Origin of the sequence: Leisingera caerulea DSM 24564 (assembly GCF_000473325.1) — a bacterium.
Taxonomy (GTDB): Bacteria; Pseudomonadota; Alphaproteobacteria; order Rhodobacterales; family Rhodobacteraceae; genus Leisingera; species Leisingera caerulea.
This window is the reverse complement of record NZ_KI421513.1, coordinates 470,614-483,674: the sequence shown is the minus strand read 5'-3', so window position 1 is coordinate 483,674 and position 13,061 is coordinate 470,614. Positions and strand designations below refer to the sequence as shown.

Genomic DNA, 13,061 nt, shown 5'->3' with positions numbered 1-13,061 from the left:
ATCTCCGGGGTTCCACACCATGACAGATCAATCCTCGAACCAGATGTGGGGCGGCCGCTTTGCCGCTGGCCCGGACGCGATCATGGAGGCAATCAACGCCTCGATCGGGTTCGACAAGCGGATGGCGGCGCAGGACATTGCCGGCTCCAGGGCCCATGCGGCGATGTTGGCCGCCACAGGCGTCATTACGGATAATGATGCCGAGGCCATTCGGGAAGGGCTGCTCACCGTTTTGTCAGAGATCGAGGGCGGAACCTTCCAGTTTTCCACAGCACTGGAAGACATCCACATGAACGTGGAGGCCCGCCTGAAGGAAATCATCGGCGAGCCTGCGGGCCGCCTGCACACGGGCCGCAGCCGCAATGACCAGGTGGCGACCGATTTCAAACTGTGGGTGCGCGACCAGCTGGACGCAGCCGAAAGCGGCCTCTTGGCGCTGATCCGCGCGCTTCTGTCGCAGGCTGAGGCGGGCGCCGATTGGGTAATGCCGGGCTTCACCCACCTGCAGACCGCGCAGCCGGTGACTTGGGGCCACCACATGATGGCCTATGTGGAGATGTTCGGCCGCGATCTGTCCCGCGTGCGCGATGCGCGTGCCCGGATGAACGAATCGCCGCTGGGCGCGGCGGCGCTGGCGGGCACCTCCTTCCCGATCGACCGGGAGATGACGGCCAAGGCGCTGGGTTTCGACCGCCCGGCAGCCAACTCGCTGGACGCGGTTTCCGACCGCGATTTCGCGCTGGAGTTTCTCTCCTGCGCCTCGATCAGCGCCGTGCACCTCAGCCGCTTTGCTGAGGAGCTGGTGATCTGGTCCTCTGCCCAGTTCCGTTTTGTCACCCTCAGCGACCGCTTCTCCACCGGCTCGTCGATCATGCCGCAGAAGAAGAACCCCGACGCGGCAGAGCTGATCCGCGCCAAGGTGGGCCGGATCTTTGGCGCCAACACCGCGCTGATGATGGTGATGAAAGGGCTGCCGCTGGCCTATTCCAAGGACATGCAGGAAGACAAGGAACAAGTCTTTGATGCCGCCGACAACTGGATGCTGGCGCTGGCGGCGATGGAAGGCATGGTCAAGGACATGACCGGAAACCGCGAGTCGCTGGCGGCGGCTGCGGGCTCGGGCTTCTCCACCGCCACCGATCTGGCCGACTGGCTGGTGCGGGTGCTGAAGGTGCCGTTCCGCGATGCCCACCATGTGACCGGCACCCTGGTCGCCATGGCCGAAAGCCGCGGCTGCGACCTGCCGGATCTTTCGCTTGCGGATATGCAGGGCGTGCATGACGGGATCACCGACGACATCTTCACTGTGCTTGGCGTCGAAAACTCGGTAAACTCGCGCATGTCTTATGGCGGGACCGCACCCGCCCAGGTGCGCGCGCAGATCGCCCGATGGAAAGAGGTTCTGGACGGCTGAGGCCGTCCGGGCGGGGCTGCTGCAAGGAGTCAGACAATGCGCAATGTGATCTTTGCCTTGATCGGGCTGGCGGTGCTGGCCGCCTGCGGCGTCGACGGCGAGCCGGTGCAACCGACGCTGAATGCCGGCGTTGGCGTCGGTGACAGCGGCGTCCATGTCGGCGGCGCGGTCGGGCTGCACAAGGGGCCGGTCAGCGTTTACCTGGGCTTTTAGCGGCCCCGCGCCCTTGATGCGCTGCCGTTCAGCCGCCATCTGTTGACCGTCCCGCTGCGATGCCGGGGCGGTTTCCGTTTGAGGATATTGCGATGAAATCTGTTGTCTTGTTTCTGGCAGTGCTTGGACTTGCAGCCTGCGAGACCGGGGCGCCGGCAGCGAACCGGCCGCAACAGCACGACACCGCCAAACCCGGTGTGAAGGTGTCCGGCTCGGCGCGGGTCGGGGTGTCTCATACTTTCTAGGAAGACGGTTTTCAGCAGCATGGGTTTTCACCGTCCGGCCAGCCGGCCCGGGCGGTTGCTCTCTGCTGCGTTGCTGTTCTGCCTGTCCTGATGTGCTGCCGTGTCAGCAGCTGTCAGCGGTAAGGAATGGCGGCGCCGCCAAAGGGCGGAGGCGGGACGGGAGGATTTCTCCCGCACGCGAAACGTCGTTTGTGCGTGCCCGTGCCAAGGGGCCCTGTTCCATGGTGCCGGGGGTGTCAGGCCCGGCAGTGACCGCGATCAGGGGGTACTATGCCAAACTGGGCTTAAGGTGCTGTGACAGGGGCGTGCGCCTGAAGCGCAACACCCCCGGCGTTGCGCTCGCCGCTGCTGTTGCGCAGTGAGTGTTTTGGGAAAGATGAAGGCGCAGGCCCGGTGTTTTCATCTTTCCCAAGTACTTGAACGCAGCCGCAAGCCAGGAGCGAAACGGGCGGAAGGTGAAACGGTCCGCCGCGCGCCAGCGCGGCGCCGGGCCCAACGGGCGCGGGCGCATCTTTGATGCGTCTGCGGCGGGCGGGAGAGCGTCTTTGTTTCCGCTGGTCGCCCGCGGGCGGAATCATTTGATCCATCTGCCCGTTTTGCCCTAAACGCGGGGTTATGGACCATTTTCTCTACCGCGACGGCGCGCTTTTCGCCGAAGACGTTCCCATCTCCGAGATCGCCGCGGCGGTGGGCACTCCGTTCTATGTCTATTCCACCGCGACCCTGCTGCGCCATTTCCGCCTGTTCGACGAGGCGCTGGAGGGCACCGATCACCTGGTCTGCTTTGCGATGAAGGCGGCAAGCAATCAGGCGATCCTGAAGACGCTGGCACAGGCGGGCGCAGGCATGGATGTGGTCAGCCAGGGCGAATACCTGCGCGCCAAGGCTGCGGGCGTTCCCGGCGACAGGATCGTCTTTTCCGGCGTCGGCAAGACGGCAGAGGAAATCCGCGTGGCTTTGACCGGCGGTATCCGCCAGTTCAACGTGGAATCCGAGCCGGAGATGGAGGTGATCAGCGCGGTGGCGCAGGAACTGGGCACCAAGGCCCCGATCACCATCCGGGTGAACCCGGACGTAGACGCCAAGACCCACGCCAAGATCGCCACCGGCAAATCCGAGAACAAATTCGGCATCCCGATTGCCCGCGCCAAGGAGGTCTATGCCCGCGCCGCCGCCCTGCCGGGGCTGGAGGTGGTGGGGATCGACGTCCACATCGGCTCCCAGCTGACCGATCTGGACCCCTTCCGGCTGGCCTACCAGAAGGTGGCGGAGCTGACGGAAACCCTGCGCGCCGAGGGCCACAACATCCGCCGCTTGGATCTGGGCGGCGGTCTTGGCATCCCCTACGAGCGCTCCAACAGCGCGCCGCCCTTGCCGGTGGAATACGGCCAAATGGTCAAGGAAACCCTCGGCCACCTCGGCTGCGAGATCGAGATTGAGCCGGGGCGGCTGATCGCGGGCAACGCGGGCCAGCTGGTCAGCAAGGTGATCTATGTGAAATCGGGCGAGGGGCGCGATTTCCTGATCCTGGATGCGGCGATGAACGACCTGATCCGCCCGGCGATGTATGAGGCGCACCACGACATCATCCCGGTCAGTGAGCCTGCGGCGGGCACCGAGAGCCAGACCTATGACATCGTCGGCCCGGTCTGCGAGACCGGCGATACCTTTGCCAAGCAGCGCGGCCTGCCGCCCCTGGCGGCGGGCGATCTGGTCGCCTTCCGCAGTGCGGGTGCCTATGGCGCAGTGATGGCGAGCGAGTACAACTCCCGCCCGCTGATCCCCGAAGTGCTTGTCCATGGGGATCAATTCGCGGTTATTCGCCGGCGCCCGGACTATGAAGAGATGATAAACCGCGATACCATCCCGGAGTGGCTCTGAAGCGATCCGGGCGCGATCCGGCGCGGGCCATCCTGAAACGAGGCCCGAATGCCCTTTGACAGACGTGCCGATCCTGTCCTGAAACGCCTGCGCTGGCCTGTGGCTCTGACGCGGGCGGGACTCGTGGCCGAACGCGCCATGCGCGCCTTCTGGCCGCTGGCCTCGGTGCTGATGGCGGCGCTGGCGGCGCTGATGCTGGGGCTGCACCAGCTGCTGCCGGACACCGTGGTCTGGATCAGCGCCCTTGCGGCAGTGCTTGCCGCCGCAACGGCCGTTGGCTGGGGCGCCTGGCGGTTCCGCTGGCCGTCCCGGGAGGCGGCGCTGGAGCGGCTGGACCAAACTTTGCCCGGCCGCCCCGTCAGCGCCTTGCTGGACACCCAGGCCATCGGCGCGGAAGATGCCGCTTCCATCGCCCTGTGGCAGGCGCACCAGCGCCGGATGGCCGAGGCCGCGGCCCATGCCCGCGCCCCCGCGCCTGATCTGAACGTCGCCTCCGCCGACCCCTATGCGCTGCGCTATGTCGCGGGGCTGTTTATGGCGGTTGCGCTGTTGTTCGGCTCGATCTGGCAGGTGGCCTCGGTCAAGGATCTGGGCACCGGCGGACCGGCTGCGCTGAGCGGCCCCGCCTGGGAGGGCTGGGCAGAGCCGCCCGCCTATACCCGCCTGCCGGTGCTCTATCTGAACGACCAGCCTGAAGGGGCGCTGAAACTGCCGGAGGGCAGCCGTGTCACCCTGCGCTTTTATGGCGAGGTCGGAGCGCTGACCCTGTCGGAGAGTGTCTCGGGCCCTGCCGGGGATCAGCCGTCGGCGCCCGAAGGTGCAGTGGCCTTTGACGTGACCCGCAACGGCGGCTTTGCCATCGAAGGCAGCGGTGGGCGCAGCTGGCAGGTGGAGGTGATCCCGGACCATCCTCCAGGCATCGCGGTGGCGGGCCAGCCGGAGCTGGAAAACGACGGTTACACCTCGCTGGCGTTCAGCGCCCGGGATGATTACGGCGTCGCCGGCGGGCAGGTGCGGGTCACCCTGGATCTGGCCGCGGTGGAGCGGCAGCACGGGCTGGCCGCTGATCCCGACCCGCGCGAGGCGCTGGTGCTGGACCTGCCGCTGCCGCTTTCCGGATCCCGCGAGGAATTCACTGAAAAGCTGATCGAGGATTTCGCCCGTCACCCCTGGGCCAATATGCCGGTTGTCTTCACCTTCTCCGCAATGGACGAAGCCGGCCAGTCTGCCGCGGCGGCGGGCTTTGGTGCGGATATGGTCACCCGCCGCTTCTTCGACCCGCTGGCGGCGGCGGTGATCGAACAGCGCCGCGACCTGTTGTGGGCGCGCGCCAACGCGCCGCGAGTGGCGCAGATCCTGCGCACCCTGTCGCACCGCCCGGACGGGCTGTTCCGCGACTATGGCGACTATCTGCGGCTGCGCACCATTCTGCGGCGGCTGGAAAGCTACACCGTGAGCGGCTCCGTCGCTGAACCGCGGCAGGAGGAGATTGCCGCCGCGCTGTGGGATCTGGCGATCCAGCTGGAGGAGGGCGACGTGGGCGATGCGCTGGAGCGGATGCGGCGGGCGCAGGAGCGGCTGAGCCAGGCGATGCGCGACGGTGCCAGCGAGCAGGAGATCGCCCGCCTGATGCAGGAACTGCGCGAGGCAACCCAGGATTATCTGCGCCAGCTGAGCCGGATGGCCGAGGCAGAGGGCGAGATGATGGATCCGGGCGACATGCCCGAGGACATGATGACGCTCAGCCAGGATGACCTGCAGGCGATGATGGACCGCATCCAGGAGCTGATGGAGCAGGGCCGCATGGCCGAGGCCGAACAGGCGCTGCGCGAGTTCCAGCAGATGATGGAAAATATGCGGATGACCCGCTCGCAGCAGGGCCAGGGACAGGGTGACGAGGGCCGCGAGGCGATGGAGGGGCTGGCGGAGACCCTGCGCGAGCAGCAGGGGCTGTCGGACCAGGCGTTCCGCGACCTGCAGGAACAGTTCAACCCCGGCGCCCGCAGCGGCGAGAGCCAGGGCAATGAGGGCCGCGACGGCGGTCTGGGCCGCGGCCAGAGCCATCAGGGCGGCCAGGGCGGCGACAGCGGCGCAGGCGAAGGCGGCGAAGGGGCCGACAGCCGCAACCCGGATGGACAGGGCGGACAGGGCGGCAATGGCCGCGAACAGCCGGGGCAGGGCGGCTCTCTGGCGGACCGCCAGCAGGCCCTGCGCCAGCAGCTGCAGCAGCAGCGCGACGGGCTGCCTTATCTGAGCGGCGAGGCGGGCGAAGCGGCGCGTGAGGCGCTGGACCGCGCAGGCCGCGCCATGGAAGGGGCCGAGGATGCCTTGCGCGGCGGCGACAACGCCGAGGCTATCGACCGCCAGTCGGATGCCATGGAGGCGCTGCGCGAAGGGATGCGCAGCTTGGGCGAGGCGCTGGCGCAGCGTGATGACGGCCAGCGCAACGGCCAGGGCCAGCCATCGGCCACGGCGCAGGGCGAACGGCTGGACCCGCTGGGCCGCAGCAACGGTTCGGTGAATGACGGCGGCAAGGTCGGCGAGGGCAATGCCTACCGCCGGGCCTGGGATTTGCTGGAGGATATCCGCCGCCGGGCCGGCGAGCGTGAACGCAGCGAGCGCGAACGCAGCTATCTGCAGCGGCTGCTGGACCGGTTCTGAGCGCCAGCAGCCAGCGCCCCGGACGCTCTGTCAGCCTGAAAGTCCGGAAAGGACGCGAAGCGCGTTACTGCGCGCTGATCAGCGTTTTCGCCTGCGCATCCAGCCACAGCCGCATCTGATCCACCCAGCTGACATAGCTGCTGAGGGCGGACTCTGCCAGCGGCACCTTTTCAGCAATCAGCGCCGCATTGTCATAGATCATCACCATCGCCAGCGCTGCAATCAGCGAGAGCGAAAAGCCGCGGGCAAAATTGTTCTTGCGCCGCACCGGCGGCGCTTCCGCAGCGGCCTGAGGGGCAGGCGCCGCGCTGCCGCCAGAGCGCAGAGTGGAGTTGATCTCTTCGATGTCCGGCAGCAGCTCCTTGCGGGAGCCGCTCTCGGCGGCGGCCAGCTGGCGCGGGTCCTCGCCGCGCATCCGGGCCATCCGGTCGCGCGCCTGGCGGCTGCGGCGGGCGGCCTCGTCTTCGGGGGCGGTGGCCTCCTCCAGCCCCAGGTCGGGCTGGGTCTCCAGGCTTTGGCTTTCCGCCGCCCGCAGCGAGGCTTCGCGCTCCGCCTCCTCGCGCAGGATATCCGTCAGGGCAGGATCCAGGCCGCGTGCCCGCTGCGGCTGCAGTTCGGCCTGCTGCTGCGGAATGTCCTCTGCGGCGTCCTGCGCAAAGCCGCCCGGACCGTCCTGGCGGCTGTTTGCGAAAAAGTCTGCGGCCTCCTCTTCGATGCCGCCGCGCTCTGGGGCAGGTTCCGCGGCATTTTCGGCGGCGTCCTCGGGGGCCTGCTGCGGGGCGCTGTCCGCGGCGTCCTGTTCCGGCTCCTCCGCTGCCTCAGCCGGGGCGGGGGCGTCATCTGCCAGGGGAGCTGCCGCGGTTTCCCCGGCGGCCGCCTGGAACCAGGTCTGGCCGCAGTTGGAACATTGCACATCCCGCCCCTCGGCAGGGATCACATCCTCCGGCACTTCGTACTCGGCTGCGCAATTCGGGCAGGTCAGGCGCATCATGCTCTCCTCGGCACCATCCCGCCGCCTTGCAGGCGGGCGGGTTGTTTTTCAACGGATTATATGAGGCCGCGTGCCCCGGCGAAAGAGACAATCCGCGCGATGCCCCCGCCCTTGGCTTCACGGCAACAGAGCCCCCATTGAAACATCCGGCCCCTTGGGGCAAAACACCGGAGCAAAATACCGGGGCGCTGAATTGGGGCGCATTCAGGGGGCGGCAGTGATCGAGCTGGAAAATGTGGGCTACAATTACGGCGGCGGCGAGCTGCTGGATGCCGTGTCGGTTCAGCTGGCGCCGGGCTCCTTCCACTTCCTGACCGGGCCGTCCGGCGCAGGTAAAACCACGCTGCTGAAACTCTGCTACGGCGCGCTGACACCGACCTCGGGCCGGGTGCGCGCCTTCAACATGGATGTGCACGGGCTGGACCGCGACCAGATGGCCTATCTGCGCCGCCGCGTCGGCGTGGTGCATCAGGACTGCCGGTTCTTGGACCATCTGCCGGTGATGGAGAATATCGCGCTGCCGCTGCTGGTGTCGGGCCGCGAACTGAACCACGAGGAGGCCAACCTGCGCGAGCTGTTGAATTGGGTCGGTCTCAGCGAGCGCGCCCATGCGCTGCCGCCGGAGCTGTCGGGCGGCGAGCGCCAGCGGGCGGCGCTGGCGCGCTCGGTGATCCTGTCGCCCGATGTGATCATCGCTGATGAGCCGACGGGCAACGTTGATTGGGAAATGTCGCAGCGGCTGCTGCAGCTCTTGGTGGAGCTGAACCGGATGGGCAAGACGATCCTGGTCGCCACCCATGACCTGTCGCTGATCCGCGCCGCCAAGAACCAGGTGCAGGCGCGAGTGCTGCGGATTTCCAACCGGCAATTGCAGCTTGCGGGGGCGGACCTATGACCGATGGCAAGCTGCGCAAGCTGGTGCTGGGCGACACTCAGGCCAACCGGGTGGTGCCGCCCACCGGCTTTACCGCACAGCTGACGCTGTTTGTGGCGGGCGCGATGGCGTTCCTGGCGGTGTTTGCCCTGGCACTGTCCCTGGCCTCCGGCCGCCTGGCGGACCGCTGGGCGTCGGAGCTGGCGCGTGCAGCGACGCTGCGCATCAACGCCCCGGCAGAGCAGCGCGCGGCGCAGACCGACGCCGCGCTGGAGATCCTGCGCCAGACCCCCGGCGTGGCAACCGCGCGGGCGCTGACGGGCGAGGAGCAGGCGGCGCTGCTGGCGCCCTGGTTCGGTTCCAGCCTGCCTGCGGGCAGCCTGCCGCTGCCGCAGCTGATCGAGGTGACCGCGGATGATCCCGGCTATGACGCCCAGGGGCTGCGGCTGCGGTTGCAGGCCGAGGTGCCCGGTGCGGTGCTGGACGATCACACCCGCTGGCGCGAGCCGCTGGTGGATGCGGCACGTTCGCTGCGCCGCCTGGCGTGGGTGTCGATCCTGCTGATCGGCGGCGCCACCGCGGCGATGATCACCCTGGCGGCCAATGCGGCGCTGGCGGCCAACGCCCAGGTGATCGAGGTGCTGCGCCTGGTCGGGGCGCTGGACAGCTATATCGCACAGGCCTTTATCCGCCGCTTCACCCTGCGGGCGCTGACCGGCGCCGCGGCGGGTGTGGTGCTGGGCATGATCGGGGTCTGGCTGATGCCGGAAGCCTCGGATGAGGGCGGTTTCCTGACCGGCCTCGGATTTCAGGGCTGGGGCTGGCTGGTGCCGCTCCTGATCCCGCCGCTGGGCGCGCTGGTCGCCTTTGCTGCCACCACCCGCGCCGCCACCAAACGTTTGGGAGAGCTGTCTTGAAGAACCCGGTCCAATGGCTGCGCTCGGCAGTCTTTCTGGTGCAGATGTACCTGGCGATGCTGGTGCTGGGGGTGGTGTTTGCACCCTGGGCCGCGGTCTCGCCCAAGGGCGCGCGCTTGGCCTGCAAGTCTTTCGCCCGCTGGGTGCTGTGGACCGCGCGCTGGATGGTTGGCATCCGCTCCGAGGTGCGCGGCGTGGTTCCGTCCGGCGAGGTGATCGTGGCGGCCAAGCATCAGAGTTTCCTGGACATCCTGATCATCTTCAACGCGGTGCCCTCTGCCCGGTTCATCATGAAGCGCGAGCTGATGTGGACGCCGGTGATCGGGGTTTATGCCAAACGCCTGGGCTGCGTGCCGGTCAACCGCGGCAAGCGCGGCGCGGCGATTGCCAAGATGGTCAAGGACGTGGCTCTGCAAAGCCGTGAGCCGGGCCAGCTGATCATCTACTCCCAAGGCACCCGCGTGGCGCCCGGCGCCCGCAAGCCCTACAAGATCGGCACCGCGGTGCTGTACGAGGGCCTGAGCCAGCCCTGCGTCCCGGCCGCCACCAATGTGGGCGTGTTCTGGCCGCGCACCGGCATTTACCGTAAACCGGGCCTGGCGGTGGTGGAGTTCCTGGAGCCGATGCTGCCGGGAATGAACCGCGACGAATTTATGGCGCAGCTCGAAAACCGGGTGGAGCGCCGGTCGGACGAATTGATGAGAGAAGCGGGATTTGAACCAGATGCAATACCTCAGCAGCATTGAAGAACTGGAGGCGCTTTACGGGGAACCGGGAGCGCCTTCTTTACGTAAGGTGGCGCGGCAGATGACGCCGCTGTACCGCAAGTGGATTATGGCCTCAAAACTGTGCATGCTGGCGACCGTCGGCCCGGAAGGCACCGACGACAGCCCGCGCGGCGATGACGGCCCGGTCGTGCAGGAGCTGGACCCGGGCACCCTGGCGCTGCCCGACTGGCGCGGCAACAACCGGCTGGACAGCTTGCGCAATATCGTGCGGGACGGGCGGGTGTCGCTGATGTTCCTGGTACCGGGATCGAACAACGTGGTGCGTGTCAACGGCACCGCCCGGCTGACCGCCGACCCGGATCTGCGCGCGCGCTTTGAAAAGAAGGGCAAGCTGCCGGCCACGGTGATCGTGATTTCGATTGGCGAGATCTATTCCCAATGCGCCCGCGCGATGCTGCGGGCGGGCACCTGGAGCGGCGCCGACGAAAGCGCCGGCCTGCCGACTATGGGCGACATCCTGGCCGAGCAGACAGCAGGTGAGGAAGGCGGCGCCGGATACGACAAGAGCTGGAACGCCCGCGCCGCCGAAACCATGTGGTGAGCAGGCGGCGGGGCGCTGAGGGACGTTCGAACGTCCTTGGCAAAATACTATGAAGAATTTTGCAGCCAGCGAGGCTGCGCCCCCTGGCTGCCCGTTGCGCTGCCTGGGAGCTGTCCGGTCAGCTGATGACCTCGCCAATCAGCATCTGCGGCTTCACATCGGTGAAATTCGGAATGTCCTCCAGCGCGGGCCCTGCGGCCTTCATCGCGGCGTCCATGGCGGCCTGATCGGAAAATGTCATCGTTGCAATGGCATAAAACGGTGCCGGTTTGTCCGGCCCGCCTGCCAGTCCCTTGGTGACAATGATCGTCTTGATATGCGGCCCCATGTGCTGGTCCACGATCTTCATATGAGTGTCCGCATAATAGGCGTGGTCGAAATTGGTTCCCTCTGTGACGGGGTAGATGACTTGCAACGTGACGGGCATGAAGGTGTCTCCTGCGGCTTATACACTTCGGGGCAGTAGAGCGGGGTTTGGCGTCAAATGCCAAAGGTATTTTGGCGTCTATTTCTGGCTTGAGCGAGGGATCATAAGGCTGACCAAACTCCCCGAGCGCTCGCCCCGGTCCGGAAATACGTAAACAGATACTCCCCAGCGCTGAGGCGAGGCCACTTGCCCCTTCATCCATGCTCGAAACAGTACATCGTCGCCCAATGTTGCTTTGGGGTCGAATGCCAGTTCCGGGAATTCAGAGGCTACGACCTGTTCGATGCCGGAGGCCAGCACGTCGCCTTCGGCTTGTGTGAGAGCATTCGGAGCGTTCGTCGATATGGTGCAGGAGTGTTCACCCAAGACAAGGAAGCTCGCGGAAACTGGATCTGCCCACCGCCTCTCCTGCGGAAACATATCCGTCTTGATCAGACCCAGGTCTGCAGGCGGGGTATCCAGTCCACCCAAGTAGTAGGGAACACAGGCTTGTGTAAAAAGCTGAACAGTGCGTTCAACGCGGTTGGGCTCGCCGAGCATCACCCTGGAAAGGAGCAAGCCCGCTGCGAGACCTGCTGCGCATATTGGCAGTAAAATCTTGAGTTTCAAGCAATAGTCCTGAAATGGACCCGGCCCCATTTTAGGGGGCCGGGCTGTAACAATTAGCTGTGGATCGGCCCGTCACCGCAGGCCAGCGCCGCTTCGCGGACCGCTTCGGAGTAGGTCGGGTGCGCGTGGCAGGTCAGCGCCACATCTTCGGCAGAGGCGCCGAACTCCATCGCCACGCACAGCTCATGGATCAGGTCGCCGGCCGCGGGGCCGATGATCGCGGCGCCCAGGATGCGGTCGGTTTCCTTGTCAGCGATGATCTTGACGAAGCCGCCCTCGGCCTGGTGCACGGCCTTGGCGCGGGCGTTGCCCATGAACATGAACTTGCCGACCTTGATCTTCTTGCCCTCGGCCTTCAGTTCGTCCTCGGTCGCGCCCACTGTGGCCACTTCCGGCGTGGTGTAGACGACGCCCGGAATGACGCCATAGTTCACGTGGCCGTGCTTGCCCGCGATCACCTCGGCGACCGCCATGCCCTCATCCTCGGCCTTGTGCGCCAGCATCGGGCCTTCGATCACGTCGCCGATGGCATAGATGCCCTTGATGTTGGTGGCCCAGTGGTTGTCGGTGGCAATCTGGCCGCGCTTGGTCATCTTGATGCCAAGATCGTCCAGCCCCAGCCCTTCGGCATAGGGTTTGCGGCCGGTGGCCACCAGCACCACATCGGCGTCCAGCGTCTCCTCATCGCCGCCCTTCTTGGGCTGGTACTTGACCTTGGCCTTGGTCTTGGAGGTTTCCACCCCCTGCACCGCGGCGCCCAGGATGATTTTGAGGCCCTGCTTCTCCAGGATCCGCTTGAAGGAACGCTGCACGTCTTTGTCCATGCCGGGGCAGACCGCGTCCATGTATTCCACCACGGTCACCTCGGAGCCGAGACGGGCGTATACAGAGCCAAGCTCCAGCCCGATCACGCCGGCGCCGATCACCGCCAGTTTCTTGGGGATCTTCGGCAGCTCCAGCGCGCCGGTGGAGGAGACCACGATCTTCTCGTCGATCTCGACGCCCGGAATGGAGGCAGGCACCGAGCCAGAGGCGATCACGATGTTCTTGGCCTCATGCACGTCGTCGCCGACCTGCACCTTGCCGGCCGCCGGGATCGAGGCCCAGCCCTTGATCCAGTCGATCTTGTTCTTCTTGAACAGAAACTCGATGCCGCCGGTGTTCTGGCCGATCACCTCATCCTTGTAGGCCTTCATCTGGTCCCAATCGACCGAGGGGCTTTTGCCCTTGAGGCCCATATGGGCAAAGTTGTGCTCTGCCTCATGCAGCAGATGGGTCGAGTGCAGCAGCGCCTTGGAGGGGATGCAGCCCACGTTCAGGCAGGTGCCGCCGAGGGTCTCGCGGCCCTCGACAACAGCTGTCTTCAGTCCCAGCTGGGCGCAGCGGATGGCGCAGACATAGCCGCCGGGGCCGGCGCCGATTACGATGACGTCATATTGGGACATGGGTCGGTTTTCCTCTTTTCTCCCCGGTTCCGTTTGCCGGAACAAGCTAGGGGAT

General features: G+C 66.3%; 13 protein-coding genes. 9 read left to right on the top strand and 4 right to left on the bottom strand.

The genetic code is table 11. The features are described from left to right. Nucleotides 1-19 precede the first annotated feature (19 nt). From argH to CAER_RS0109475, 5 genes are all read left to right on the top strand, one after another. On the top strand, nt 20-1,414 hold the full coding sequence (argH, locus tag CAER_RS0109495) for an argininosuccinate lyase (protein WP_027235130.1): 1,395 nt from the start codon (nt 20-22) through the stop codon (nt 1,412-1,414). A 36-nt stretch (nt 1,415-1,450) separates the two neighbouring features. After that, nucleotides 1,451-1,627: a hypothetical protein gene (locus CAER_RS30145; protein ID WP_008558101.1), complete on the top strand. Its 177-nt coding sequence runs from the start codon at nt 1,451-1,453 to the stop codon at nt 1,625-1,627. A gap of 92 nt (nt 1,628-1,719) precedes the next feature. Then, nucleotides 1,720-1,872, top strand: a complete 153-nt coding sequence (locus CAER_RS30140) for a hypothetical protein (protein WP_167332320.1) — start codon at nt 1,720-1,722, stop codon at nt 1,870-1,872. Between the two features lie 615 nt (nt 1,873-2,487). Further along, a complete protein-coding gene (gene lysA / locus CAER_RS0109480) occupies nt 2,488-3,753 on the top strand; it encodes a diaminopimelate decarboxylase (protein ID WP_027235129.1) in 1,266 nt (421 codons plus the stop codon). 48 nt (nt 3,754-3,801) lie between these two features. Next, nucleotides 3,802-6,414, top strand: a complete 2,613-nt coding sequence (locus tag CAER_RS0109475) for a TIGR02302 family protein (RefSeq protein WP_027235128.1) — start codon at nt 3,802-3,804, stop codon at nt 6,412-6,414. 64 nt (nt 6,415-6,478) lie between these two features. Here the strand turns inward: CAER_RS0109475 and CAER_RS0109470 are convergent, their stop codons facing one another. Beyond that, nucleotides 6,479-7,402 carry a zinc-ribbon domain-containing protein gene (locus CAER_RS0109470; protein WP_027235127.1) on the bottom strand — a complete coding sequence of 308 codons (924 nt, stop codon included), beginning with the start codon at nt 7,400-7,402 and terminating at the stop codon, nt 6,479-6,481. A 220-nt stretch (nt 7,403-7,622) separates the two neighbouring features. Here CAER_RS0109470 and CAER_RS0109465 point away from each other — a divergent pair, with 220 nt between their 5' ends. From CAER_RS0109465 to CAER_RS0109450, 4 genes are read left to right on the top strand one after another with little or no spacing between them, the layout of a single operon-like run. Continuing rightward, nucleotides 7,623-8,300, top strand: coding sequence for a cell division ATP-binding protein FtsE (locus tag CAER_RS0109465; protein ID WP_027235126.1), 678 nt, complete (start codon nt 7,623-7,625; stop codon nt 8,298-8,300). After that, entirely contained in the window at nt 8,297-9,196 is a 900-nt protein-coding gene (locus CAER_RS0109460) for a cell division protein FtsX (protein ID WP_027235125.1), read from the top strand. Before CAER_RS0109465 ends, CAER_RS0109460 begins: the two co-directional genes overlap by 4 nt. Beyond that, on the top strand, nt 9,193-9,942 hold the full coding sequence (locus CAER_RS0109455) for a lysophospholipid acyltransferase family protein (protein ID WP_027235124.1): 750 nt from the start codon (nt 9,193-9,195) through the stop codon (nt 9,940-9,942). The genes CAER_RS0109460 and CAER_RS0109455 overlap by 4 nt, the downstream gene beginning before the upstream one ends. Further along, the gene (locus CAER_RS0109450) at nt 9,920-10,525 is read left to right on the top strand and encodes a pyridoxamine 5'-phosphate oxidase family protein (protein ID WP_027235123.1); all 606 of its coding nucleotides are present in this window, start codon (nt 9,920-9,922) and stop codon (nt 10,523-10,525) included. The genes CAER_RS0109455 and CAER_RS0109450 overlap by 23 nt, the downstream gene beginning before the upstream one ends. Before the next feature lie 118 nt (nt 10,526-10,643). Here CAER_RS0109450 and CAER_RS0109445 read toward each other — a convergent pair whose 3' ends face one another. The 3 genes from CAER_RS0109445 to lpdA all read right to left on the bottom strand — a co-directional run bounded on the left by CAER_RS0109445 (nt 10,644) and on the right by lpdA (nt 13,006). Continuing rightward, complete coding sequence (locus tag CAER_RS0109445; RefSeq protein ID WP_027235122.1) at nt 10,644-10,952, bottom strand: EthD family reductase; 309 nt, start codon at nt 10,950-10,952, stop codon at nt 10,644-10,646. Between the two features lie 78 nt (nt 10,953-11,030). Then, a complete protein-coding gene (locus CAER_RS0109440) occupies nt 11,031-11,561 on the bottom strand; it encodes a hypothetical protein (RefSeq protein WP_036797201.1) in 531 nt (176 codons plus the stop codon). 53 nt (nt 11,562-11,614) lie between these two features. Beyond that, on the bottom strand, nt 11,615-13,006 hold the full coding sequence (gene lpdA, locus CAER_RS0109435) for a dihydrolipoyl dehydrogenase (protein ID WP_027235120.1): 1,392 nt from the start codon (nt 13,004-13,006) through the stop codon (nt 11,615-11,617). Nucleotides 13,007-13,061 lie beyond the last annotated feature (55 nt).